Annotated in this window: 23 protein-coding genes; 18 read left to right on the top strand and 5 right to left on the bottom strand. The window is 34.3% G+C overall.

Annotated features, from left to right (window positions below; translation table 11 throughout):
- Positions 1-3 precede the first annotated feature (3 nt).
- The 18 genes from pgl to yfbR all read left to right on the top strand — a co-directional run bounded on the left by pgl (position 4) and on the right by yfbR (position 19,640).
- Positions 4-702 (top strand): 6-phosphogluconolactonase, encoded by a 699-nt coding sequence (pgl, locus tag J3U18_RS02475; RefSeq protein ID WP_267352823.1) that lies wholly within the window; start codon positions 4-6, stop codon positions 700-702.
- A 376-nt stretch (positions 703-1,078) separates the two neighbouring features.
- Complete coding sequence (gene mraZ, locus J3U18_RS02470) at positions 1,079-1,525, top strand: division/cell wall cluster transcriptional repressor MraZ (RefSeq protein ID WP_065562331.1); 447 nt, start codon at positions 1,079-1,081, stop codon at positions 1,523-1,525.
- Between the two features lie 9 nt (positions 1,526-1,534).
- A complete protein-coding gene (rsmH, locus tag J3U18_RS02465; protein ID WP_141673911.1) occupies positions 1,535-2,476 on the top strand; it encodes a 16S rRNA (cytosine(1402)-N(4))-methyltransferase RsmH in 942 nt (313 codons plus the stop codon).
- Positions 2,469-2,843: a cell division protein FtsL gene (gene ftsL, locus J3U18_RS02460; RefSeq protein ID WP_065562329.1), complete on the top strand. Its 375-nt coding sequence runs from the start codon at positions 2,469-2,471 to the stop codon at positions 2,841-2,843. Before rsmH ends, ftsL begins: the two co-directional genes overlap by 8 nt.
- Positions 2,843-4,615 carry a peptidoglycan glycosyltransferase FtsI gene (gene ftsI / locus J3U18_RS02455; protein ID WP_267352822.1) on the top strand — a complete coding sequence of 591 codons (1,773 nt, stop codon included), beginning with the start codon at positions 2,843-2,845 and terminating at the stop codon, positions 4,613-4,615. The genes ftsL and ftsI overlap by 1 nt, the downstream gene beginning before the upstream one ends.
- A gap of 13 nt (positions 4,616-4,628) precedes the next feature.
- Entirely contained in the window at positions 4,629-6,176 is a 1,548-nt protein-coding gene (gene murE, locus J3U18_RS02450; RefSeq protein ID WP_267352821.1) for a UDP-N-acetylmuramoyl-L-alanyl-D-glutamate--2,6-diaminopimelate ligase, read from the top strand.
- Entirely contained in the window at positions 6,173-7,537 is a 1,365-nt protein-coding gene (gene murF / locus J3U18_RS02445) for a UDP-N-acetylmuramoyl-tripeptide--D-alanyl-D-alanine ligase (RefSeq protein WP_267352820.1), read from the top strand. The genes murE and murF overlap by 4 nt, the downstream gene beginning before the upstream one ends.
- A gap of 5 nt (positions 7,538-7,542) precedes the next feature.
- Positions 7,543-8,625 carry a phospho-N-acetylmuramoyl-pentapeptide-transferase gene (gene mraY / locus J3U18_RS02440; RefSeq protein ID WP_065734813.1) on the top strand — a complete coding sequence of 361 codons (1,083 nt, stop codon included), beginning with the start codon at positions 7,543-7,545 and terminating at the stop codon, positions 8,623-8,625.
- Positions 8,626-8,648: 23 nt separating this feature from the next.
- The gene (gene murD / locus J3U18_RS02435; protein WP_267352819.1) at positions 8,649-9,983 is read left to right on the top strand and encodes a UDP-N-acetylmuramoyl-L-alanine--D-glutamate ligase; all 1,335 of its coding nucleotides are present in this window, start codon (positions 8,649-8,651) and stop codon (positions 9,981-9,983) included.
- On the top strand, positions 9,980-11,131 hold the full coding sequence (ftsW, locus tag J3U18_RS02430; protein WP_267352818.1) for a cell division protein FtsW: 1,152 nt from the start codon (positions 9,980-9,982) through the stop codon (positions 11,129-11,131). Before murD ends, ftsW begins: the two co-directional genes overlap by 4 nt.
- Positions 11,131-12,177 carry an undecaprenyldiphospho-muramoylpentapeptide beta-N-acetylglucosaminyltransferase gene (murG, locus tag J3U18_RS02425; protein ID WP_267352817.1) on the top strand — a complete coding sequence of 349 codons (1,047 nt, stop codon included), beginning with the start codon at positions 11,131-11,133 and terminating at the stop codon, positions 12,175-12,177. The genes ftsW and murG overlap by 1 nt, the downstream gene beginning before the upstream one ends.
- A 97-nt stretch (positions 12,178-12,274) precedes the next feature.
- Entirely contained in the window at positions 12,275-13,723 is a 1,449-nt protein-coding gene (murC, locus tag J3U18_RS02420) for a UDP-N-acetylmuramate--L-alanine ligase (protein ID WP_416380370.1), read from the top strand.
- Positions 13,724-13,725: 2 nt separating this feature from the next.
- On the top strand, positions 13,726-14,634 hold the full coding sequence (locus J3U18_RS02415) for a D-alanine--D-alanine ligase (RefSeq protein WP_065734816.1): 909 nt from the start codon (positions 13,726-13,728) through the stop codon (positions 14,632-14,634).
- Positions 14,635-14,648: 14 nt separating this feature from the next.
- A complete protein-coding gene (locus J3U18_RS02410; protein ID WP_267352816.1) occupies positions 14,649-15,482 on the top strand; it encodes an FtsQ-type POTRA domain-containing protein in 834 nt (277 codons plus the stop codon).
- 21 nt (positions 15,483-15,503) lie between these two features.
- Positions 15,504-16,757 carry a cell division protein FtsA gene (gene ftsA, locus J3U18_RS02405; RefSeq protein ID WP_065562320.1) on the top strand — a complete coding sequence of 418 codons (1,254 nt, stop codon included), beginning with the start codon at positions 15,504-15,506 and terminating at the stop codon, positions 16,755-16,757.
- A 92-nt stretch (positions 16,758-16,849) separates the two neighbouring features.
- Entirely contained in the window at positions 16,850-17,983 is a 1,134-nt protein-coding gene (ftsZ, locus tag J3U18_RS02400; RefSeq protein WP_370632624.1) for a cell division protein FtsZ, read from the top strand.
- 37 nt (positions 17,984-18,020) lie between these two features.
- The gene (gene lpxC / locus J3U18_RS02395; protein WP_065734818.1) at positions 18,021-18,965 is read left to right on the top strand and encodes a UDP-3-O-acyl-N-acetylglucosamine deacetylase; all 945 of its coding nucleotides are present in this window, start codon (positions 18,021-18,023) and stop codon (positions 18,963-18,965) included.
- A gap of 81 nt (positions 18,966-19,046) precedes the next feature.
- Positions 19,047-19,640 carry a 5'-deoxynucleotidase gene (yfbR, locus tag J3U18_RS02390; protein WP_065562317.1) on the top strand — a complete coding sequence of 198 codons (594 nt, stop codon included), beginning with the start codon at positions 19,047-19,049 and terminating at the stop codon, positions 19,638-19,640.
- Between the two features lie 53 nt (positions 19,641-19,693).
- Here yfbR and J3U18_RS02385 read toward each other — a convergent pair whose 3' ends face one another.
- From J3U18_RS02385 to J3U18_RS02365, 5 genes are all read right to left on the bottom strand, one after another.
- Positions 19,694-20,365, bottom strand: coding sequence for a response regulator (locus J3U18_RS02385; protein ID WP_065562316.1), 672 nt, complete (start codon positions 20,363-20,365; stop codon positions 19,694-19,696).
- Between the two features lie 4 nt (positions 20,366-20,369).
- Positions 20,370-21,986: a DcuS/MalK family sensor histidine kinase gene (dcuS, locus tag J3U18_RS02380; protein ID WP_267352815.1), complete on the bottom strand. Its 1,617-nt coding sequence runs from the start codon at positions 21,984-21,986 to the stop codon at positions 20,370-20,372.
- Positions 21,987-22,093: 107 nt separating this feature from the next.
- Complete coding sequence (locus J3U18_RS02375) at positions 22,094-23,254, bottom strand: NAD(P)-dependent malic enzyme (RefSeq protein ID WP_065562314.1); 1,161 nt, start codon at positions 23,252-23,254, stop codon at positions 22,094-22,096.
- Positions 23,255-23,367: 113 nt separating this feature from the next.
- Positions 23,368-24,663: a 2-hydroxycarboxylate transporter family protein gene (locus tag J3U18_RS02370; protein ID WP_065562313.1), complete on the bottom strand. Its 1,296-nt coding sequence runs from the start codon at positions 24,661-24,663 to the stop codon at positions 23,368-23,370.
- A 440-nt stretch (positions 24,664-25,103) separates the two neighbouring features.
- Positions 25,104-25,547 carry a hypothetical protein gene (locus J3U18_RS02365; RefSeq protein WP_220225117.1) on the bottom strand — a complete coding sequence of 148 codons (444 nt, stop codon included), beginning with the start codon at positions 25,545-25,547 and terminating at the stop codon, positions 25,104-25,106.
- Positions 25,548-25,634 lie beyond the last annotated feature (87 nt).

Below are 25,634 nucleotides of genomic sequence, written 5' to 3'. Positions count from 1 at the left end.
AATATGTTTACATTAAAAAAATATCCAAATAGTCAATTATTAATTGAAGATTTAGCTGCTTATATTGTCAAAGATTTGAAACAAGCTATTGATAAAAAGGGACATGCTTCTATTGCTGTATCAGGTGGTAAAACACCTATTCCATTATTTAAACTATTAAGCCAACAAGATTTAGATTGGCACAATGTTTTTATTACATTAGTAGATGATAGATGGGTAGATGATACCGATGACGCTAGTAATGAAAAATTAGTGTTAACTTACTTATTACAAAATAAAGCTAAATTGGCCAATTTTGTAGGTTTAAAAAATAGTTGTGATAATCCATTTGATGGTGCAGAAATTACAGACAAAATTTTAAATAAAATTCCTATGCCTTTAGATGTTTTAATCTTAGGAATGGGAGAAGATGGTCATACTGCCTCACTTTTCCCGGGTGCAGCAAATTTGCGGGCTGGTTTGGATATGAAATCAGGTCGCAAAGTTGTTGGAATGACTCCATTGACGGCTCCATTAGACCGCATTACTTTAACATTACCAACTATTTTAGATAGTCAAAATATCTATCTGCATTTAGTTGGAGAAAGCAAAATGCAGGTATTACAACAAGCAGAAAAGGGAGATAATATTAATCAAATGCCAATTCGTGCAATACTGCAACAAAACAAAGTCAATGTAATTGGTTTTTGGACAGCATCTTAACTGAACAATCAACTTTGCCAGTTTTACTGGCAAAGCTCTCATTTCTGGTCTTATATTAAAACACCTATTGAGCTATTTTTAATCATTAATAAATTGATTATTTGTGACTTTTTTTATTATTAGTTTGTTTCGGATATTAATAAACACTGTTAATAATTTCGTCTTACCATTTCTAAGCGCTTCACTTAATTTGTTAGTGCTCACTTATTATCTTATTAATTTCTTAAATTGTTAGAAATTAATTGATTAAATATCTATTATTTTTGTAACTTTTGTGGTAAAAAGTGGGGTTAAGTGGTAAAAAATAGGTTTTTAATTAACATATTGATTTTTTAATAATTTAAAAACAATAAAAATTAACAATTACGGTGCTTTCATGTTTAGTGGTGCAATTTCAGTCAATTTAGATAGCAAAGGGCGAATAGCAATCCCTACTCGTTATCGTGAATTTTTGCCTGATGGTTTAGTTTGTACCATTGGTTTATATCACCCCTGTTTGACACTTTATTCAATGACTGAATGGCAAAAAATTGAATTACAGCTATCAACATTATCAACAGTTGTTGAAGCAGAACGAAGAATTAAAAGACTATTATTAGGTTATGCAACGGAATGTAATTTAGATAATGCAGGACGTATTTTACTTCCACCAACTTTACGTACTTATGCAAAACTAGAAAAACATACCATGTTTGTTGGCCAATCTAATAAATTTGAGATATGGGATGAAGCAATTTGGTATCAACAAATTAGTGATGACATTGCCACATTATCAACAGATGTTGAAAACTTATCAGAAAATTTAAAAAGTCTAACAATTTAATAAGAGTAAATAAAGATGGATTATCAACATAAAACTGTTTTGTTAAATGAAGCTGTGGCTGCATTAAATATAAAAAAAAACGGTATTTATATTGATGGTACTTTTGGGCGTGGTGGTCATTCTAGGTTAATTCTTGAACAATTGGGCGAGCAAGGGAAACTAATTGCAATTGACCGAGATGAACGTGCTGAACAAGCCGCACTTAATATAACCGATCCTAGGTTTACTTTTATTCGAGGAGAGTTTTCGAATGTACATCAATATATCAATGATTTAGGGTTGTTAGGTAATATTGATGGCTTTTTATTAGATCTGGGGGTTTCATCTCCACAATTAGATGATCCTGAAAGAGGATTTTCTTTTATGCGAGATGGACCACTTGATATGCGGATGAATAACCGCAAAGGTGTAACTGCAAGTGAGTGGTTACTAAATAGTGATGAAAATGATATCGCATGGGTTTTAAAAACTTTTGGGGAAGAAAAGTTTGCCAAAAGGATTGCACGTGCAATTGTGGAACAGAATAAAGTTTCACCAATTACTCGTACATTAGAATTAGCAAATCTAATTGAAAAAGCAACACCGAAAAAAGACAAAAATAAACACCCAGCAACACGCTCGTTCCAAGCTATTCGCATTTATATAAATAGTGAATTGGAAGAAGTTGAGCAAGCCTTAAATAGCAGTTTGTCAGTGCTTGCTGCTCAAGGAAGACTTGCAGTTATTAGTTTTCATTCATTAGAAGATAGAATTGTAAAACAATTTATAAATAAACAGAGTAAAGGTCCTAATTTACCAGCTGGCTTACCATTAACAGAACAACAAATTAAACAATATGGTGATGCTAAATTAAAATCACTTGGCAAAATTAAGCCAAGCAATAATGAAATATATGGTAACCCGCGTTCTCGAAGCGCGATATTAAGGATAGCAGAAAGGAAAAATGAATAGTAACAATGAAATTTATCAAAGAACAAGTGTAGATATACACAATCAAAAAAGACCCAGCAAAAGTTTATTTGGATTAATCCTTAGTGATTTGCTCGGCCATCAAAAAATTTCATTATTGTTATTGGTTTTTATTATTATTTCTGCTGGAGCTGTATTAGTTATAACCCAGCAAGTCCGTAAACAATTATTTGAACGTGAACAATTATTACTCGAACAAGATGTTTTAGAAAGTGAATGGCGTAATTTAGTTATTGAGGAAAATGTACTTGCTGATCCAAAACGTGTTGAAGATAAAGCTAAAAATCAATTGGGCATGTCGTATGTGACACCGCAAAATGAAACCGTTATTGTGATAAAGAGTAAATAATGAAGTTTGCTAATAAAAGAGATAATGTAAAACATACTACAAAATCGAATAGAGGGAATAAATTAAATAGTAAAAAACAAATTTTTACCCTCACTCGATTTTATATTGTTTATGGTTTTATTATTTTAGCAATTATTGGTTTACTTGTCCGATTGGCAATTTTACAAATAATAGAACCTGATAAGTTAATTGCTGAAGCCAATAAACGCTCAATTCGTCATCAAGAAATGAGCGCACCTCGAGCAATGATTACGGATCGTAATGGCAGAGCATTGGCTGTTAGTGTACCTATGTATGATGTTTGGGCTGATCCGAAAATTGTTGTACAAAAAGGCGGAGTTGATCCTAATGATATCCGTTGGCAAGGATTAGCAAAGACATTGAATATTCCAATGTCCACACTAGAGCAAAAATTGAGTAATCCATCAATGCGTTTTGTTTATTTGTCTAAACAAATTACACCAACAATATCGGATTATTTGAAACAATTAAAATTACCTGGTATTTCGTTTGCCAAAACATCTAAACGTTATTATCCAGCAGCTGAAAATATAGCACAATTAATCGGTTTAACTGACATTGATGAAAATGGAACGGAAAAAGGTTCAGAAGGAATTGAAAAAAGCTTTAATAAATGGCTGATTGGTGAATCAGGACAACGTGTTGTTAGGCGAGATCGTGTTGGTAGAGTTATAGAAGAATTAGAAAGGACTGAAAGTGAAGTTGCTTCTGATTTGACATTAAGTATTGATGAACGTTTACAATCGCTCGTTTACAGTGAACTTAGTCAAGCTGTGGAATTTAACAAAGCTGATAGTGGCACAGCTGTTTTAATTGATGTTCACTCGGGTGAAATATTGGCCATGGCAACCAGTCCATCCTATAACCCGAATAATCGCTCTTCAATTGATTATAGTTTATTACGAAATCGAGCGATAACAGATGCATTTGAGCCAGGTTCAACAGTTAAACCTTTAGTTGTTATGGCTGCATTAGAGAAAAAAATAGCTGATTTAAACACGGTTATTGATACTAGACCTTTTTTGGTAAATCGTTATGAAATCAAAGATGTGTCTTATCAAAAAGCCCTAAATTTGGCTGGTATCCTTGAAAAATCAAGTAACGTCGGTGTGAGTAAGTTAGCTTTACAAATGCAATCAGGTGACCTTGTTGAGTTTTATAGCCGTTTTGGGTTAGGACAACCAACTGAACTCGGTTTAGGTGGAGAAGTGAGTGGTTCAATTGCTGCTGATAGAACAAGAAAATGGGCTGATATAGAAAGAGCGACGTTTTCTTTTGGTTATGGATTAAGTGTTACCCCACTACAGCTAGCTAGGGCTTATGCAACTATCGGTAGCTATGGTGTTTATCGACCTGTTTCAATATTAAAAATTAACGAGCCAGTAGAAGGTAAACGTGTTGTAGCTGAAAAAACAGCTAAAACAGTAGTGCAATTAATGGAAGCGGTTGCTGTGACTGGAGGTGGTACCAAAGCTTCTGTCCCTGGATATAGTGTAGGTGTTAAAACGGGTACAGCTAAAAAACTATCTGGTGGACGATATGTTAATCAATATTTAGCTTATACCGCTGGTATTGCACCAGCAACAGGACCTAAATATTCACTGGTTGTTGTTATCGATAATCCAAAAGCTGGGCAATATTATGGTGGTTCTGTTTCAGCCCCTGTTTTTAGCCGTATTATGGGGGGAGTTCTTAGAACAATGAATGTAAAACCAGATCGTCAAGTTGATGGTCAAATGATTGTATATTAATAGGTAATAAATAATGGCAACAAGCACATTTAAAACTTTATATAACTTATTAGGTGGAAATCAACTACCAGTAGATGATTTCCCGCTTAATCAATTAGTAATTGATAGTCGGAAAGTGCAAAAAGGAGATGTGTTTGTAGCTATTAAAGGGTATACCGTTAATGGTAAAGATTTTATTCCTCAAGCAATTTCATCAGGTGCTGTACTTGTTCTAACTGAAACAAACAGAAAATCAAATGATTTGAAAATTGATTACCTAAATCAAAAAGACGAGAAAGTTATTCCACAAATAAGTGTGTTTCAACTTTCTCAAAAATTATCAAAAATTGCAGCTGATTTTTATCATTCACCTTCTATACATTTATCTGTAATTGGAGTAACAGGGACAAACGGTAAAACGACAATTACGCAGTTGATTGCACAATGTGCAACTTTATTAAATAAAAAATCCGCATTGTTAGGCACGATTGGTAATGGTGTTTACAATCATCTCGAACCCTCGCCAAACACAACTTTATCTGCTGTAGAAGTTCAGTCTTATCTAGCTGATTTTGTAGCAAAACGTGTTCAAGTTGTGGCAATGGAAATTTCTTCCCATGGGTTATCGATGAATCGGGTAAAAGAGTTACATTGTGCAGCGACAGTATTTATTAATCTAAGCCGAGATCATCTTGACTATCATAAAACGATGAATAGATATGCTAAGGCAAAATGGTCGCTATTTAGTTCTGATGAAAAAGAAAAGCAGGTAGCTAGTTCAGGAAAACCCATTATTAATTATGATGATGCTTATGGACGACGTTGGATTGATAAATTATCAAAAGCTACTGCAGTATCATGCCAACCTAAGTCCTTGCGACGCTTGAAGATGATGGACAACCCTTTTGTTGGTGTGTCAATGATTGAATATCATGATAAAGGTGCCGAAATTCATATGGAATCAAGTTGGGGTAATGCCATTATTCATAGCCGATTACTAGGTGAATTTAATGTATCAAATTTACTATTAGCAATCGCAACATTACTAACACTTGATTATCCATTTTTTGCAGTAGTCAATATGGCATCGTATCTTAAGCCAATATGTGGTCGCATGGAAGTGATACACGTGAAAAATAGCCCAACGGTAATTATTGATTATGCCCATACACCTGACGCTCTACAAAAAGCATTACAAGCAAGCCGCATTCATTGCAAAGGTAAATTATGGGTGATTTTTGGCTGTGGAGGCGATAGAGATACAGGTAAAAGACCATTAATGGGGGAAGTTGCTGAACAGTTTGCCGATAAAATTGTATTAACTAATGATAATCCTCGTACTGAAGATGAAATAAAAATTATTCATGATATACAAGAAGGCCTAACTGACGTTAAAAATACACAAGTTATTACTGATAGAGTTGAAGCTATCACAAAGACCCTAGCTCAAGCCAAACCTGATGATGTTATTCTAATAGCTGGGAAAGGACATGAAGATTATCAGATTATAGGTATAACAAAGCATCATTATTCAGATCAAGAAACCGTAAAACAGATTTTAGGAGTAGAGAATCAATCATGATTCCTTTAGATATTAAGCAAGTCGAAAAAATAGTTAATGGGACTTCTTATCATATTCAAGATGAGAGATTAACTATTGAAGAAATTTGTACTGATTCACGAAAAATTACTCATAAATCACTATTTATTGCATTAGTGGGTGATAAATTTGATGGTCATTTATTTGCTAAACAAGCTATTAAAGATGGAGCTTGTTTGGTAATTGCTAATCACAAATTCGACGATGATATTCCTCAAATAGTAGTAAATGATACCCATTTAGCATTAGGTCAAATCGCTTCATTTGTGCGAGATCAAAGCTCAGCTAAAATTGTCGCGTTGACGGGTTCATCAGGTAAAACATCTGTGAAAGAAATGACTGCTACTATTTTACAGCAGTGTGGTGAAACACTTTATACTCAAGGTAATTTTAATAATGATATTGGAGTTCCATTAACGTTATTAAGATTATCAAAGCAAGATCAATTTGCAGTTATTGAACTGGGTGCAAATCATATTGGTGAAATTGCTTATACCACTCGTTTAGTTAAACCAAATAGTGCACTCATTAATAATATTGCTTTAGCTCATATTGAAGGTTTTGGTTCACTTGAAGGGGTAGCAACAGCTAAAGGTGAAATCTTTGAAGGGCTTTCAGAAAACGGCATCGCGATTATTAATTTAGATAGTTGTTCTGATAATTGGTTAAAAGAGCTAAATAATAAAACTGTTTGGACCTTTTCTTTACATAATTCTTCTGCTGATTTTTATGCTAGTAATATAAAAGTAATGGATCAGACTATTTTCACATTGTGCACACCAATTGGTGAGAGTGAAATCACCTTACCATTAGTTGGTGAGCATAATGTATCTAATGCAATTGCTGCTGCAGCTTTAGCAATATCAGTAGGTGCAACTTTAATAGAAGTTAAGAAGGGATTAGCAACGTCGAAATCTGTGAAAGGGCGTCTTTACCCAATTAAATTAAATCAAACTCAATTAATTTGGGATGATTCCTATAATGCTAATGTTGGGTCAATGTCGGCTGCTATTAATGTTTTAGCAACTCAACCAGGTTATCGAGTTTTAGTCGTAGGTGATATGGCGGAATTGGGACATAACGCAAAAAATTATCATCAACAAATTGGTGAATTAGCTAAACAACAAAAAATTGATTGTGTTGTCAGTGTTGGTGATTTAAGCGAATTGATTAGCCAATTTAGTGGTGTTGGACACCATTTCGTTGATAAACATAAAGCAGTTGAGTTTTTGTTAGCGTTATTACAAAAATATCTAAACTTAACTATGTTAGTTAAAGGTTCACGTAGTGCAAGAATGGAAGAACTAATCACAGAAATTCAATTAAAAACAGGTCAGGATTAAAAATTATGTTGGTGTGGATATCAGAATATTTAGTTAAATATTTTACTTTTTTTAATGTTATTTCTTATCTAACGGTAAGGGCTATTCTTGCGTTATTAACATCATTGGCAATTTCGTTAATTATGGGGCAAAAAGTAATTGATTGGCTTCAAAAATTACAAATTGGTCAAGTTATTCGCCACGATGGTCCTGAATCTCATTTAAGTAAGAAGGGAACACCAACAATGGGTGGAACGCTTATTTTAGCTTCTATTTCGTTTTCTGTTTTTCTATGGGCAGATCTACGAAATCCTTATGTTTGGGTAACCTTATTTGTTTTACTTGGTTATGGTCTTGTTGGTTTCGCTGATGATTATTTAAAAGTTATCCGTAAAAATACTGCGGGTTTAATTGCTAGGTGGAAATATTTTTGGCAGTCAGTTATTGCATTAATTGTGGCTTTTGGTCTTTATGCATATGGGAAAGATAGTTCCGTAACAGTATTAGTTGTTCCTTTTTTCAAAGATGTTATGCCGCAATTAGGGTTATGGTTCATTTTACTGACTTATGTGGTTATTGTTGGTGCAGGTAATGCAGTAAATCTTACTGACGGTTTAGATGGCCTAGCAATTATGCCAACTGTGTTTGTAGCTGCTGGTTTTGCTCTTGTTGCTTGGGCGACAGGTAATGTTAACTTTGCTGCATATTTACATATTCCATATATCAAATTTAGTGGCGAACTAATGATTGTTTGTACTGCAATCATTGGTGCAGGTCTTGGCTTTCTATGGTTTAACACCTATCCAGCGATGGTTTTTATGGGTGATGTAGGCTCGTTAGCTTTAGGTGGTGTGTTTGGGATTATCTCAGTACTACTGAGACAAGAATTTTTATTATTAGTAATGGGTGGAATTTTTGTTATAGAGACTTTATCCGTAATTTTACAAGTAGGTTCGTTCAAATTAAGAGGTAAACGAATTTTCAAAATGGCACCAATTCACCATCATTATGAATTAAAAGGTTGGCCAGAACCAAGAGTAATTGTTCGGTTTTGGATTATTTCATTGATGTTAGTCGTAATTGGTTTATTAACCTTGAAATTACGTTAAATAAAATAGAGTAGGATTGCATCATGGTTGACTATCAAGGTAAAAAAGTTGTTATTATCGGATTAGGGATAACAGGACTTTCGTGTGTTGACTATTTTCTTGCTCAGAATGTTATACCGAAAGTGATTGATACACGTTTATCTCCTTCAGAATTAGAGCAATTAGATGATCGTGTTATTTATCATTTAGGAAATCTAAATATAGACTGGCTATTTGATGCAGATCTGATTATTGCCAGTCCTGGTATTGCATTATCTACACCTGAATTACAAAAAGCCGCTGAAAAAGGTATTGAGATTGTTGGTGATGTCGAGCTTTTTTGCCGTGAAGTTAATCAAGATAGAAATAAAAAAATTATTGCTATTACAGGGGCAAATGGTAAAACAACCGTTACTACATTGGTTGGGGATATTGTCAAAGAGGCTGGATTAAAAGTTGGCGTAGGTGGCAATATCGGTGAACCGGCTCTTTCACTATTAAAACAAGATTGTGATATTTATGTGTTAGAACTTTCGAGTTTTCAGTTAGAAACAACATCAAGCTTACAAGCTTCTGTGGCAACAATATTGAATATTTCCGAAGACCATATGGATCGTTATCCTCTTGGTTTAATGCAGTATGCTGAAGCTAAGCAACGCATTTATCACAATGCAAAATGTTGTGTAATTAATCATGATGATAAATTAACTAAACCAAAGAATAATCATCACCACTGTGTTTCATTTGGGATAAAGGCTGGAGATTATCATTTAGATGATAATTATGAATACTTGATTGCACAACAAAAGCCAGTCCTAGCGACTAACGCAATGAAATTAATTGGATGTCATAATTATTTGAATGCATTAGCAGCATTAGCTATTGCCGATAGTTTAAACATTGATCGTGATTCAAGTTTGAAAACTATTGCTAATTTTCAGGGGTTACCTCATCGCTTTGAGTTAGTATTTGAGAGTAATGGGGTAAAATGGATTAATGACTCTAAAGCAACAAATGTAGGTAGCACAGAAGCTGCTTTAAATAGTGTTATATGTAATGGAAAATTGTTTTTATTGCTAGGTGGAGATGGCAAATCAGCAGACTTTTCACCTTTGATTCCTTATTTAAAAGATAGAAATATTGAAATTTTCTGTTTTGGACGAGATCGAAATTTACTTGCTAATTTAGCGCCTAATATATCAACGATTACAGAAACGATGGCTGAAACTATTGAATGTATAGCTAAAAAAGTAGCACCAAAAGACGTGGTGTTGCTTTCGCCTGCTTGTGCAAGTTTAGATCAGTTTAAAAATTACATTGAGCGCGGAAATCTTTTTGCACAACTTGCTAAGCAGTATACTCAAAGGGGTGAAAAATGACATTCTTTTGGATAAGAAAACAAGTAAATCCAAATATTCCTTTCGACAACCAGTTGCTTTGGACAGTGATTGGTTTAATGATATTTGGTTTAATTATGGTGACATCCTCATCAATGGCATTTAGTGAAAGTGCTCCTTTCTTTTATACCCAACGCGAGTTAATCCAAATTGGAATGTCGCTATTTTTAATGTGTATAGCTTTATATATTCCTATGCAACGTTGGCAACAATTTGGATCAGTTTTATTAATTATTTCAATTATTATGCTGATAGTTGTTTTGGGGATTGGTTCTTCAATTAATGGTGCGTCGCGTTGGATTCCGTTAGGTGTTTTTAATTTTCAACCAGCTGAGCTTTCTAAATTATCATTATTTCTATTTTTAGCAGGTTATCTAGCTCGTAAATCAGATGAAGTTCAAAACGGATTTTGGGGCTTTTTTAAACCTATGGTGGTGATGGCTGTTTTATCAATTTTATTACTAAAACAGCCTGACTTAGGTACGGTGATTGTATTATTCATGGTCACAATCGGCATTTTATTTATTGCTGGTGCTCAATTATGGCAATTTATTGCCATTTTACTAACTGGGGTTGGTGCAGTTGCTTGCCTTATTTTATATGAATCTTACCGTTTGACACGTTTAATGACATTCCTTGATCCATGGCAAGATGCCACTGGAGCAGGTTATCAGCTTGTTGCTTCATTAATGGCTATTGGTAATGGTGGTATAACTGGACAAGGAATTGGTAATTCTATTTTTAAATTACGCTATCTACCTGAATGTCATACTGATTTTATTTTTTCAATTATTTCAGAAGAGTATGGATATATCGGTGTCGTAGCTTTGTTGTTATTACTTTTCTGTCTAACATTTAAAGCATTAGCTATAGGATATCGGGCGTTAAACGAAGGATCTCAATTTTCAGGCTATTTAGCTTGTGAAATTGGCATTTGGTTTGGTTTTCAAACTTTTGTTAATGTTGGTGTAACATCCGGTATGTTACCTACAAAAGGTTTAACTTTGCCATTTATTAGTTATGGAGGCTCAAGCCTTATTGTAATGAGTATTGCAGTTGCAATATTACTAAGAATAGATTTTGAGTTCAGACAACAACAAGCTCAAGCAAGAATAAGGTCAATTAAATAATGAAAAAGTTATTAGTCATGGCTGGTGGTACTGGTGGGCATGTATTTCCTGGTATTGCTGTTGCTCATCATTTAATGAAACAAGGTTGGCAAGTAAGATGGTTAGGTACAGCTGATCGTATGGAGGCACAGTTAGTGCCTGAAAATGGAATTGAAATAGACTTTATTCAAATATCTGGCCTACGTGGCAAAGGTAAACTAGCATTATTAAAAGCGCCTTATAAAATATTGAAAGCTGTTTTACAAGCTAGGAAAATTTTAAAAGCGTATCGTCCTGATGTTGTTTTAGGTATGGGCGGGTATGTTTCAGGGCCTGGTGGAATAGCTGCCAAAAGTTTAGGTATTCCAGTGGTACTACATGAACAAAATGGCATTGCGGGATTAACAAACAAATATTTGGCTAAAATTGCAACTAAAGTTTTACAAGCTTTTCCAACAGCATTTAGAAATGCTGAAGTGGTTGGTAATCCAGTTCGTAGTGACTTATTAACAATTGAAGAACCCAGTGAAAGACTCAAAAATAGACAAGGCCCTATTAGAGTCTTGGTTATGGGTGGTAGTCAAGGCGCCAAAGTAATCAATACTGTTGTTCCTCAAGCAATTTCAAAATTGTCTGATAAATTTATTGTTTGGCATCAAACGGGCAAAGGAATGTTAGATGATGTAATTAAATCTTATCAGAACTGTAACATTAACCAAGTAACAGAATTTATTAGTGATGTTAAAGAAGCCTATAGTTGGGCTGATATAGTTATTTGTCGAAGCGGTGCATTAACTGTGAGTGAAATAGAAGTTGTTGGTATTGGTGCTATTTTTGTTCCTTTTATGCATAAAGATCGCCAGCAATTTTGGAATGCAAAATCTTTAGCTGATATTGATGCTGCTAAGATTATTGAACAGCCTGATTTTAATGTTGATTCATTATTTCAATTACTTTCAAACCTAAGTCGACAAGAATTAGTTGAAATGGCTGTAAAAGCGAAAAGTTTATCCATTATAAATTCGACAGAAAGAGTGGCAGAAACACTGATTTCAGTGGTAAAATAACGAATTTTATTTATAATTTTAAGTAACAGTTTTGTTAAGTTCTGTTTGAGATCAAAAAATGACTTTACTTAATAAATAATTAACCAGGGGTTTAATAGTGAATACTAAGGAATTAGCTGAATTAAGAGCAATCATTCCAGAAATGAAACGTGTCAAACATATCCATTTTGTGGGTATTGGCGGTGCCGGAATGGGAGGGATTGCTGAAGTTCTTGCTAATGAAGGCTATCAAATTAGCGGTTCTGATATTGCTGAAAATGCAGTAACACAACATTTAGAAACATTAGGCGCAAAGATTGTTATCGGACATGCTGCTGAAAATGTTCTTAGTGCAAGTGTTGTTGTTATCTCATCAGCGATTTCTCAAGATAATATAGAAGTCGTTGCAGCTAGAGAAGCTCGTATTCCTGTAATTCAACGAGCTGAAATGTTAGCCGAATTAATGCGTTTTCGATATGGTATAGCTATTGCAGGAACCCATGGTAAAACGACTACCACAGCAATGGTAACGGCTATTTATGCAGAAGCTAAACTCGATCCAACTTTTGTAAATGGTGGTTTGGTTAAAGCAGCAGGAACCCATGCTAGATTAGGTAGTAGTCGATATTTTATTGCAGAAGCCGATGAAAGTGATGCTTCATTTTTACACTTACAGCCTATGGTATCTATAGTAACTAATATTGAACCTGATCATATGGATACTTATCAAGGAAGTGTTGAGAATCTTAAACAAACCTTTATTTCCTTTTTACGTAATCTTCCTTTTTATGGATTAGCTGTTATGTGTTATGACGATCCTATTAATCGTGAATTGTTACCGATTGTTGGTCGTAAAATTATTACTTATGGTTTTAGTGAAGAAGCCGATGTTGTTATTAAAAATTATCGTCAAGAAAGAGGCGTTAGTTACTACAGAGTATGTCGCCCAGATCATGACGATTTAGAAATTGAATTAAATGCACCTGGCAAACATAATGCCTTAAACTCAGCAGCAGCAATTATCGCTGCGACTGAAGATGGTATTGATGATAATTCAATTATACAAGCTTTAGCAAAATTTGCTGGAACTAGCCGTCGATTCGATCTATTAGGTATTTTTCCTGATGGAAATGGAAAAGATATTATGATGGTTGATGATTACGGACATCATCCAAGCGAAGTTAATGCCACAATTCAGGCAGCTCGAAATGGTTGGCCTGACCGTAGATTGGTGATGTTATTTCAACCACATAGATTTACGCGTACTCGTGATTTATTTGATGATTTTGCGCAGGTTCTTTCTCAAGTTGATGCGTTAGTTATGTTAGATGTATATTCTGCTGGTGAACAGCCTATTGCAGGCGCAGATAGTCGATCACTTTGCCGTTCAATTCGTAATCGTGGAAAAGTTGATCCAATTTACGTTTCTGATTTAGATCTTCTACCTGAAATAATGAAAGAATTATTACAAGGTGGGGATTTGTTATTAACTCAAGGTGCTGGAAGCGTTGGCCGAGTTGCCCGTCAGTTAGCCAGTAGCCAACTATTTTCAAAAGAGGTTTTATAATAATGGTTGATAAAGTTGCTGTGTTGTATGGTGGGACCTCTGCTGAACGAGAAGTATCACTAAAATCAGGTAAAGCAGTATTTTCAGGGTTACAAGAAAATGGTATTGATGCTCATCTTATCGATACTAAAGATCATTGTATAACAAATTTGAAGCAAGAAGGGTTTACTAAAGCTTTTATTATTTTACATGGTCGAGGTGGCGAAGATGGTATTACCCAAGCTATTTTAACTTATCAAAACATTCCTTATACCGGAAGTGATGTTTTATCATCAGCTTTAACCATGGATAAGTTAAAAACAAAACTAGTTTGGAAATCACTTGGTTTACCTGTTGCTGATTACGTTATGGTTGAAAAATCGCAATTAATTGACATTGAAAATATTGTTAAAAATCTTGGATTACCATTATTTGTTAAACCAAGCCATGAAGGCTCAAGTGTTGGTATGACAAGAGTTGATAAGGCAGAAGAATTAAAAGCTGCTATTGATGTTGCATTCAAATATGATAATACCGTAATGGTTGAATCGTTTTTATCAGGCCCTGAGTTTACCGTTGCGATAGTTGGTGATGAGGTTTTACCAGCAATTTACATTAAGCCTGCTACCAATTTTTATGATTATGATGCAAAGTATTTGTCAGATAAAACCCAATATTTCTGTCCAAGCGGATTATCTGATGAAAAAGAACAAGAGATTCGTAAATTAGCTTTAGATGCTTATAAAGCCGTTGGTTGCCGAGGTTGGGGTAGAGTGGACATTATGTTTGATAATAATGAAAAACCATATTTACTTGAAGTAAACACTGCTCCAGGCATGACAGACCATAGTTTAGTACCAATGGCAGCAAAAGAATACGGATGGTCATTTAGTGAATTGGTTAAACGTATTTTACAATTAGCAACCATATAATTGGCTTTATTTTTATGAAAAAAGTCCGACAAGCAGCGCACAAACGAGAACATCAAAATAGAAGAAGGTTGCTTGTTTTTCGTAATTCAGAACAAATGATAGGTTTTTTGTTCTTTATTATAATTATTTGTATTAGTGCCTGGGCTATCAATTGTGTTAAGAACTGGATGGAAGATCCAGATCAAATGGTTTTATCACAATTGACTTTAAGTGGAGAGTATACTTACACAACTGAAGATGATCTTCGACAAGCAATATTAGGTTTAGGATTGCCAAATACCTATATAGGACAGGATGTTGACGATATTCAACAAGAAATAATGCGATACCCTTGGGTTAAACAAGCTAGTATCCGTAAGCAATGGCCGGATAGGTTGATTGTTTATATTGAAGAATACAAACCTGCATTTTACTGGAATGATTTATATCTACTTGATAATACTGGCAATGTATTTAGTGTGCCATTAGATCGTTTGGGTGAATTGCAATTACCTAGGATATATGGCCCTGAAGGTAAAGCAAAAACAATATTAGAAACGTATTTTAAGCTAGAAGAAATTTCTAGAAAGTTAGCTAATAACAAGTTTGCATCAGAAATTAAAGCAGCTATAGCTGATGAACGTAATGCTTGGCAATTGCTGATCAAACAATGTACAGCTGATTTATGTTCTGAAAGTCAGGATATAAAATTGATAGTTGGTAGTGAAAAAATAGAACAACGCTATCAACAATTTATTAAATTATTTCCTGAAATTCAGTCTAGAATGCCAGCTGATGAAAAAATAACGGCTGCTGATTTGCGTTATGAAAACGGCATCGCAGTACAACGAGAAAAAATATCGCAATAAGGAATAAATAAAGGCTTAAGTATGAAAGCAACAGAGAAAAAATTGGTTGTTGGACTTGAAGTTGGCACATCCAAAGTACTTGCCCTTGTCGGTGAAGTGCTTCCTGATGGTGTGGTCAATATTATTGGTGTTGGACATTGTCCATCGAAAGGCGTTGATAAAGGTGGTGTAAATGACCTTGAATCAGTTGTTAAATCAATCCAACGAGCAGTTGACCAAGCTGAATTAATGGCTGATTGCCAAATATCTTCTGTTTATTTAAGCCTATCTGGTAAACACATTCGTTGTCAAAATGAAATAGGTATGGTGCCAATTGCTGATGAAGAGGTTACGGCAGAAGATGTCGAAAACGTAGTTCATACAGCTAAATCCGTTCGAATATTGGATGAACATCGTATTTTGCACGTTATTGCTCAAGAGTATTCAATTGATTTACAAGAAGGCATTAAAAATCCTATCGGATTATCTGGTGTAAGAATGAAAGCGAAAGTTCATTTGGTCACCTGTCATAATGATATGGCAAGAAATATCGTTAAGGCTGTTGAACGTTGTGGTTTAAAAGTTGATCAACTTATTTTCTCTGGGTTGGCTTCTAGCTATGCAGTCTTGACTGATGATGAAAAAGAATTAGGTGTATGTGTTATTGATATCGGTGGCGGAACAATGGATGTTACTGTTTATACAGGTGGTGCATTACGTCATTCGGTAGTTATTCCTTATGCTGGCAATGTTGTTACTAGTGATATCGCTTATGCATTTGGTGCACCGCCAATGGATGCAGAAAATATCAAAATTCGTTATGGTTGTGCTGTCGGTTCATTAGTTGGTAAAGATGAAGTTATTGATGTGCCGAGTGTTGGAGGACGACCATCACGCTCATTACAAAGACAAACATTAGCAGATGTAATAGAACCACGCTATTCAGAACTTTTATCTTTAGTCCAAAAAGAATTACTAGTGTTACAAGATGAACTTAAGAAACAAAATGTGAAATATCAGTTGGCAGCAGGGATTGTTTTAACTGGTGGAGCAGCTCAAATTAAAGGTATGGTTGAATGTGCTGAAAAAGTTTTTCAAAATCAAGTTCGTATTGGACAACCTTTGAATATTTCAGGATTAACTGATTATGTGCAAAAGCCTTATTGTTCTACAACCGTAGGCTTATTGCACTATGGAAAACAAAGTTTATTAAATGATGATACTAAAGATAGCAATAAATCATCATTGAAAGGGATAGCTAAAAGATTGACCGGTTGGTTTAAAAAAGAATTTTAGCTAATATATTTAATAACTTCGTAGACATTGTAGCTGGTTATCTGTACAATGTTGTTAGATCGTAAATTTGGAGATAAGTTATGTTTGAGCCTATGGTTGCGGATGATGAGCCAGCAGCAGTCATTAAAGTTATTGGTGTAGGTGGCGGCGGCGGTAATGCTGTTGAGCATATGATTGCTGAACATATTGAAGGCGTTGAGTTTTTTGCAGCAAATACTGATGCACAAGCATTGAAAAGAATTAAAGTTGGTCAAACTATCCAAATCGGTAATAATGTGACCAAAGGACTTGGTGCTGGAGCTAATCCAGAAGTGGGAAGGAATTCAGCAGAAGAAGATCGTGATGTTATTCGTAGTGCGATTGAGGGTGCCGACATGGTATTCATCGCAGCCGGAATGGGTGGCGGAACAGGAACAGGTGCAGCTCCAGTTGTTGCAGAAATTGCTAAAGAACTCGGTATTTTAACTGTAGCTGTTGTTACAAAGCCTTTTGGATTTGAAGGTAAAAAACGTATGGCTTTTGCTGAGCAAGGTATTGCTGAGTTAGCTAAACACGTTGACTCTCTTATCACAATTCCAAATGATAAATTATTAAAAGTATTAGGTCGAGGCGTTAAGCTATTAGACGCTTTTGCTGCTGCTAATGGTGTTTTAAAAGGTGCAGTACAAGGTATTGCTGAATTAATTACCAAACCAGGTCATATCAACGTTGACTTTGCCGACGTTAGAACGGTAATGTCCGAAATGGGTTACGCTATGATGGGTTCTGGTCGTGCGAGTGGTGATAACCGTGCCGAAGAAGCTGCTGAAATGGCTATTTCAAGCCCGTTACTTGAAGATATTGATTTATCGGGTGCGCGTGGCGTGTTAGTTAATGTTACAGCAGGTCTTGATCTTGGTTTAGAAGAATTTGAAACTGTTGGTAGTACTGTTAGAGCTTTTGCTTCTGACAATGCAACTGTGGTTGTTGGTACTACATTTGATCCAGACATGTCTGATGAAATTCGTGTTACAGTGGTTGCAACTGGTATTGGTATGGATAAACGTCCAGAAGTTAAAATTAATAAACCAGTTACATCACATGGTTCATTATTTGGCCAAACAAATCATTTGCCACAGCAACAAGAGGAACCAATGCCTAAAGTTGTTAATGAACCAGCGGTTTCTCCAATGGAAGAACATAAAATTTTAGATATTCCTGCTTTTATCCGTAAGCAGGCTAATTAGTATTGAACTTATTTGATTTCTTATTGTCTAATGGATAATGGAAGCGAATAAAAAGAGTAGGTGCGAAGTGAAACAAAGAACCTTAAAAAAGACAATTCAAGCAACTGGTGTCGGTTTACATACTGGCAAAAAAGTTACTTTGACTTTACGTCCTGCGCCAGAGAACACAGGTGTTATTTATCGCCGTACAGATTTAAATCCGTATGTTGATTTTCCTGTGGATGCAAAATCTGTGCGTGATACAATGCTTTGTACCTGTTTGGTTAATGAAGATAATGTTCGTATTTCAACTGTTGAACATATCAATTCTGCATTAGCTGGGCTCGGTATAGATAATATTATTATTGAAGTAAATGCGCCCGAAATTCCAATTATGGACGGAAGTGCAAGCCCATTCGTTTACTTATTATTAGATGCTGGAATTACTGAGCAAAATGCACTGAAAAAATTCATACGAGTTAAAGAAACTGTTCGTGTCGAAAATGGTGATAAATGGGCAGAAGTAAGACCATATAGTGGTTTTCGATTAGATTTCACTATTGATTTTCGTCATCCAGCTATTGATAACAGTTCACAACGTTACCAATTGGATTTTTCTTCAGAGTCTTTTATTCGTCAAATCAGTCGTGCAAGAACGTTTGGATTTATGCGAGATATTGAAGCATTACAATCTAAAGGATTATGTTTAGGCGGTAGCTTAGATTGTGCAATTGTTGTTGACGATTATAAAGTTCTTAATGAAGATGGTCTTCGTTTTGAAGATGAATTTGTACGTCATAAAATGCTAGATACCATTGGTGACTTATACATGAGTGGCCATAATATGATTGGTGAAGTAGTGTGTTATAAATCAGGTCACGCTTTAAATAACCAACTATTGCAAGCGTTATTAGCTAAACAAGATGCTTGGGAATATGTCACCTTTGATGAAGAACAAAATGTTCCTGTTGCTTTAGGTACAAGACAGCTTGTTTTAGCATAAGTCATTAAAATCGTATTATAAATTTACTAACGCTTCCGATTTGGAGGCGTTTTTTATTTTAGAATCAATGAGATAATCATAATGAATAACAGCCATTTTTTTGCTCATTTATCGCGTTTAAAACTAATTAATCGTTGGCCTTTAATGCGTAACGTGAGAACTGAAAATGTATCAGAACATAGCCTTCAAGTTGCTTTTGTTGCACATGCTTTAGCGATAATTAAAAACAAACGATTTAATGGTAATGTTAACCCTGAACGCATAGCATTACTTGCCATGTATCATGATGCATCAGAAGTATTAACGGGTGATTTACCGACACCAACTAAATATTACAACCCACAGATCACATCTGAATACAAAAAGATTGAAAAAATAGCTCAAAATAAACTCATTAATATGTTGCCAAAAGAGTTACAAGATGACTTTAAAACACTAATTGATGACGATTATTATGATGAAGATGAAAAAAGCATTGTAAAACAGGCAGATGCTTTGTGTGCATATCTTAAAACAATTGAAGAGCTTAGTGCGGGTAATAATGAGTTTAGGTTAGCAGAACAACGATTAAAAAAAACATTATCAGATCGTAATACTCCAGAAATGGATTATTTTTTAGATGTATTTGTCCCAAGTTTCAGCTTATCATTAGATGAAATTACAATGGATGAATAGTTTTAGTCAACTTAGTAATCATTTACAGCACAATTAATAACAAACTAAATAAACTATTTTTGATAAATATAACGTTTTACTGGACGGCCAATTGGTAAATAGGTCAAATGGCTTTCTATTTCTCCTAACTCTTCTAAATAATCAAGATATTTCTTAACCGATATCCTAGATAAAGGAATCAATTCGATAATATCGCTCATAGAGAAATCTTGTTGATAGTTAACAATAACATCTCGAACAGATTGTAAAGTTTGTGAGTCGATTCCCTTTGGTAATCTATTTGTAGTATTAAAGTTTTTAGTGAAAATTCGATCATCTAATTGATTCTGGTTTAGTATTTCGGAAGATGATAATAGGCGAATCCTTTCTTGATATGAAATCAAAGCCGTACGAAATCTCTCAAAAGTGAAGGGTTTAACAATATAATCAATGACTCCTAAACGTAATGCGGTTTGGATATCATTGGTATTACATGCGGCGGTTACCATAATAATATCTATTTTAGGGTAACTAATTCGAATATATTTTAACAGATCAAGACCATTTAGTTTTGGCATAAAAACGTCAAGCAACAATAGATCAATATGATTATCATGGATAAAATGTAGCGCTTGTTCTCCATTAGTAACAGTTGCCACTAAATTAAAACCAGGAAGCATTTGCAAATATTTTTTATTGAGCTCTGCTACCATCGGATCATCTTCAACAATTAAAACTTCTACCATATGATTATTTTTTCCTATAAATCTCTTCTAATGGTAATAATACCTTAAAGCAAGTCCCTTTTTTATTATCAGAATCACATAATTGTATTTGCCCATCTAACTCATCAATACTAGCTAACACTAAATAAAGCCCAAAACCACGATTATCGCCCTTTGTCGAATAGCCTTTTTGAAAAATATATTGAATATCATTTTCAGAAATACCTTCACCATTATCATTGATTTCAATCTGAAAATTAGAATTATCAATAACTAAACTCACCTTTATCTGCTTATCATCTAAAAATTGTACTGCATCAAGTCCATTATCAATTAAATTACCAAGTATTGTAACTAAACCATGTGTCACAGATGTATCTGTTATTGGTGCCAAAATACCATCAATATTAAACGTTAATGTCACATTTAGCTCACGTGCTCGGCTAAATTTACTATTTAAAAATCCTGCAATAATTGGATCTTTAATATATTGACTAACAAGTTTAGATTCCGCTTGTTGATTGCCAATAATTTCTTCAAGATAATCAATTAATTCAGATTTATTGTCATTAAAGGCTAACCCATAAATAACATGTAATTTATTATTAAACTCATGAGATTGTGAACGTAAAGCATCGGCATAACGATTAACTCCTGTTAAATTTTCTGCCAATCTACGTACTTCTGTCATATCTCTAAATGAAGCAATAGCCCCAACTAAAATATCATTAACAAATAATGGAGTTCGATTGGTTAGTATCACCACCCCATTAATATTTTGTTCACAATCATATTCAGCTTTTCCGCTCATCATCACTTCGTGTAGTCGAGTATTTGGGATAAAGTCACCAATAGGTAAGCTTATAATGTTTTCTTTATCTTTTTTTATGCGCAAAATTCTAATTGCTTCATCATTGATCTGTGTAATTAATCCATCTCGATTGATAACCACAATGCCTTCTTTTACCGTTCGGATAATAGCATTTCGCTCAGCAAATAGCTGCGCCATTTCAACTGGCTCAAGGCCGTATAAAATTTTCTTTATATTGCGAGATAACAAATAGGCCAAAAGAATAGCTATCGATAATGAAGCAAACAAGGATAGCCAAATCGGCTGACTTGTTCTTGAGGCTAAATGATTAATTTTTTGCAAGGTCTGACCAACTAAAACTACACCAATTTGTTGATCTTTATCATTCATAATTGGCTTAAATGCCCGAACAGAATCTCCCAGTGTGCCTTTAGCAATTGAAGTATAGGAATCACCATTTAATGCGCGCTGTTCATCTCCACCGACTATAGTTTGACCTATTTTATTTTCATCGGGATGCGAATATCGAACGCCTTGCATATTAAATATCACAATAAAATCAGTTTGTGTTAGTACTCTGGATTGTTCTGTTGTTTTTTGAATGGAAGCAATATTTTGTGGTGTTGGATTTTGTATTTCGTCAATGATACTTTGTGATGTAGAGATAATATTTGCGATATTCTCAACTCGTTGGCGAGAGTTGATAAGATATTCGTTATTCACTACATGAACAATATAAATATTTTGTGCAATAACTGAAAGTATAAACACTAAGCAAATCAGGCTTATTAACTTAACTTTGAGTGGTAATTTATTAAATAAATATCTCATTCTCATTTACTGTATAAAAAGCGATCACTTACTATCATAACTTATTAGGCAGGAAAACCTACTAATAAATTTCGTATTAGTAGGTTTTTAGCTAATTTAATCGACTATTAAAGATTATTTGCTGCATTTTTTACACTTTCAGCAACCACCTTGGCTACATTAGGTTCAAATGCATTTGGTAATATACAATCAATTGATAGTTTGTCAGGTGTAATGATATTGGCTAATCCTTTTGCTGCTGCAAGCTGCATGGCCAATGTAATATTTTTTGCTCTAGCATCTAAAGCGCCTCTAAATATGCCAGGGAATGCTAAAACATTATTAATTTGATTCGGATAATCACTACGCCCGGTACCGACAATATAAGCACCAGCTGCTTTAGCTTCGTCTGGGAATATTTCTGGTGTTGGATTTGCCATAGCAAAAATAATTGATTTTTCTGCCATCGTTTTAACCCAATCTGCTTTTAATACTCCTGGGGCTGAAACACCAATAAACACATCAGCACCTTTAACCGCATCTTGTAATGTACCTTTTTGTTTGTTCTTATTGGTTCTCTTCGCCATGGCCAAATGGTGAGGTGGTAAAGAAAGATCATCTTCGGATAAAATACCAATCTTATCGACAATTTTAAGATCGGTTACTCCAGCGGCTAATAACATATCGGCAATTGCTAAACCAGCTGCTCCGCCACCGTTAATCACCACCTTGGCCGATTCGATCGACTTACCTGCAACTTTAAGTGCATTATAAAGCGCTGCTAATACAACGATTGCTGTACCATGTTGATCATCATGGAATACAGGAATATCTAATAATTCTTGTAATCGTTTTTCAATTTCAAAACACCTTGGTGCACTAATATCTTCTAGATTGATACCGCCAAATGAGGGCGCTAATGCTGCTATATGTTTAACTAACTCATCTGGATCTTGAGTATTAATTGATAAAGGTATTGCATCAACATCTGCAAATTGTTTAAATAAAATTGCCTTGCCTTCCATTACTGGAATTGCTGCTTCTGGACCAATATTTCCTAACCCTAAAACAGCTGAACCATCAGTGATAACCGCAACTAAATTACGTTTACTAGTATATTCATAAACTGAATCGGGATTTTTAGCAATTTCGGTACAAACTGCCGCAACCCCTGGTGTATAAGCAACACTAAGATCTGCCATTGAATTAACAGGGACTTTCGAGTGGGTTTCAAATTTACCGTGCATTTGTTTGCTGATTGCTAACGCTTTTTCTTGTACTGTTGTCATAATGCTTACCTTTTTAAATACTTAAAACTATATTTAATATTTTTTGAGATCAAACCAATATTCATCTCAAACTGCTTTTAAAACTTCTTATTCATTCTTTAATGTTTATAAAACTACATATGTAAATAACGCATCAGTGCCGTGGTGCATATCACCATTAAAGCTCCCCCTAATCGTGTTGCAACTTGAGCAAAAGGCATCAAGTTCATTCTGTTGGCTGTTGAAAGTATTGCTACATCACCAGTTCCACCCATTCCACTTTGGCAAGATGAAATAATAGATGCCTCAACTGGATACATTTTTAAGAAGAAGCTACAAACAAATCCTGTCATTGAAACAGTGAAGACGATAGAGATAATGGTAATAAAGTATGGGATAGTTAATACTTTAACTACGCTATTTAAATCTATATAAAGTAGCCCAAGTCCTGCCATTAATGGAAAGGTAAAGTTGCCTGAGATAAATTTGTACCATTGTTGGCTTCCTCGTTCGACACTCGCTGGTAATAAACGAAAATATTTAACTACAGCGGTAGCAATAATCATTAAAACAGGACCAGGGAAATGAGTGACTTTTTCTAAAATCATACCGAAGATAAATAGCGTAGCTAAAATCATAACTGCGCCACTCATTGCACGAGCATCAAGTGGTGTCTTATCATCTTTTAACGCTTCAGCTAAGCCATCAAATTCAATTTTTACTAATTGACCGTGCCCACTTAAGTGAGGTTTAACTTCACCAATTCGGCTCATAATCGCCGTAAAAGTGATTGCAAAAAAGTTACCTACAACAGTTGCAGGAATTAATGCGCTAACAAAAACATTATAATCTTGATTAAGGATATTGCTGTAGGCATTGGACAGTTGCAAAACACCTTCACCAATTCCTCCTGCCATTACTGGTGAAACTGTATAAAAGAAGGCATGCTCCCAATCATCACCAAAAGCTACGGCGACACAGACGCCAACAAACGCAGCTAAACACATACCTAATAGCATCGGAATCATCATTCGAATAAAGCCTTGAACTAAAATAACTCGATGCATACCAAGAATACTACCGCACACTAAACTGGCGATATAAAAGAGTAAAAAGTTAGAGTCTTTCATTAACATCTTTGTTGCTGATAAAGTATTCTCATCAAAAACGTTGTAGTAAACCAATAATGAAGGAACGATAAGTGACAAAATGGCAGGCGCCCCAAATTTTTTGAAAAATGGAATATTCTGCCCGACAGTGCCTAAAAACCAACCTAAAGGTAATATCACAGCAAAACCACCAATAAGGCTTTTAGGTAGCATATCTAATTGTGCAGCAATAATAACGATAATCGAACAAACTAAAAATATGGGGAGGGGAAGTGAACCTATATACATTTTGTTTTCTTTTATATCTTGTAACATACTCATAACTAAACCTCTTTATTTTTTTATAGCACATATGCAGTATAGTTATGCAGAAAGAAATCAGAAGAATAAGAAAGTTAACTAACTAGTTTTGTAACTAATGTAAGTATCTTAATAATTTTATGATTGATTTATATAGGTTTTTATGACAAAGTCACCTTTAAAATGTAAGAATTAGTAATGACTAATTTATTAGAAAGACTTTTATAAGTTATCCAATTGAAAAATGGATTAATGTCAAATTTTGACTATTTTTAGACTTAAAAAACCCCGCTCCTCAACTTTTTTATACATCAATGAATCAACAATTTTTGTATTGTTTATCTAATAGATAACAAATAATTTAGGGAATAATAAATTAAGGAGTTAGTTTAATTAATATACTGAAAAGAAGGATATTACTTGCTTATTAGCTTCTTAGTTTATTATTTTATAGCCAGTCTTCACTCATCCTTTAATTTAACTAATTGATAGCCATTTTCAGTGGGTTTAATTTCAAAGGTTCCTAAATCTCTAACTGTTTTATCTTCTACGCCTTCACAGTCACCAGAACGCTGGAATAAATTAATTTGTAATCGAAGATGTGTTTCATCAATTTTTTCAAAAGTACCTTCTGAACGGGTAAAACAATCGTTACCACACCAGGCAGAGTATTTTGATATGAAAGTACCATTAATATTAAAGGTTAACGAGTTACCGTAAATATATTTCGTTCCATTTGAACTTATATGTATTTTTTCAGCGGGAGGTTTCGATAACTCAAATAAATCCAATTTATGATTTACTACTTTATTAATTTGCCAAAAATCATTTTTCCAAAAGTCATTTATGTCATTTTGTGCAAAGCTATAAAATGGAAGCAATAATAAAAAAAGAATTTTTTTCATGATGAGTTTTACTTTTTAAAAAGTTTTGATAAAAATTGTGTATAGATTTTAGACTAAAAAAAACCGTTCCTCAACTGTAACTTTTTT

Origin of the sequence: Gilliamella sp. B3482, from assembly GCF_026536805.1 — a bacterium.
Taxonomy (GTDB): Bacteria; Pseudomonadota; Gammaproteobacteria; order Enterobacterales; family Orbaceae; genus Gilliamella; species Gilliamella apicola_E.
The sequence above is the reverse complement of the archived record's forward strand: the minus strand, read 5'-3'. Positions and strand labels throughout refer to the sequence as shown.

Coding starts and splice junctions, on each gene's coding strand:
- pgl (WP_267352823.1), top strand. CDS start 4: ATGTTTACATTAAAAAAATATCCAAATAGTCAATTATTAATTGAAGAT.
- mraZ (WP_065562331.1), top strand. CDS start 1,079: ATGTTTAGTGGTGCAATTTCAGTCAATTTAGATAGCAAAGGGCGAATA.
- ftsL (WP_065562329.1), top strand. CDS start 2,469: ATGAATAGTAACAATGAAATTTATCAAAGAACAAGTGTAGATATACAC.
- ftsI (WP_267352822.1), top strand. CDS start 2,843: ATGAAGTTTGCTAATAAAAGAGATAATGTAAAACATACTACAAAATCG.
- murE (WP_267352821.1), top strand. CDS start 4,629: ATGGCAACAAGCACATTTAAAACTTTATATAACTTATTAGGTGGAAAT.
- murF (WP_267352820.1), top strand. CDS start 6,173: ATGATTCCTTTAGATATTAAGCAAGTCGAAAAAATAGTTAATGGGACT.
- mraY (WP_065734813.1), top strand. CDS start 7,543: ATGTTGGTGTGGATATCAGAATATTTAGTTAAATATTTTACTTTTTTT.
- murD (WP_267352819.1), top strand. CDS start 8,649: ATGGTTGACTATCAAGGTAAAAAAGTTGTTATTATCGGATTAGGGATA.
- ftsW (WP_267352818.1), top strand. CDS start 9,980: ATGACATTCTTTTGGATAAGAAAACAAGTAAATCCAAATATTCCTTTC.
- murG (WP_267352817.1), top strand. CDS start 11,131: ATGAAAAAGTTATTAGTCATGGCTGGTGGTACTGGTGGGCATGTATTT.
- J3U18_RS02415 (WP_065734816.1), top strand. CDS start 13,726: ATGGTTGATAAAGTTGCTGTGTTGTATGGTGGGACCTCTGCTGAACGA.
- J3U18_RS02410 (WP_267352816.1), top strand. CDS start 14,649: ATGAAAAAAGTCCGACAAGCAGCGCACAAACGAGAACATCAAAATAGA.
- ftsA (WP_065562320.1), top strand. CDS start 15,504: ATGAAAGCAACAGAGAAAAAATTGGTTGTTGGACTTGAAGTTGGCACA.
- ftsZ (WP_370632624.1), top strand. CDS start 16,850: ATGGTTGCGGATGATGAGCCAGCAGCAGTCATTAAAGTTATTGGTGTA.
- lpxC (WP_065734818.1), top strand. CDS start 18,021: ATGGAAGCGAATAAAAAGAGTAGGTGCGAAGTGAAACAAAGAACCTTA.
- yfbR (WP_065562317.1), top strand. CDS start 19,047: ATGAATAACAGCCATTTTTTTGCTCATTTATCGCGTTTAAAACTAATT.
- J3U18_RS02385 (WP_065562316.1), bottom strand. CDS start 20,365: ATGGTAGAAGTTTTAATTGTTGAAGATGATCCGATGGTAGCAGAGCTC.
- dcuS (WP_267352815.1), bottom strand. CDS start 21,986: ATGAGATATTTATTTAATAAATTACCACTCAAAGTTAAGTTAATAAGC.
- J3U18_RS02375 (WP_065562314.1), bottom strand. CDS start 23,254: ATGACAACAGTACAAGAAAAAGCGTTAGCAATCAGCAAACAAATGCAC.
- J3U18_RS02370 (WP_065562313.1), bottom strand. CDS start 24,663: ATGAGTATGTTACAAGATATAAAAGAAAACAAAATGTATATAGGTTCA.
- J3U18_RS02365 (WP_220225117.1), bottom strand. CDS start 25,547: ATGAAAAAAATTCTTTTTTTATTATTGCTTCCATTTTATAGCTTTGCA.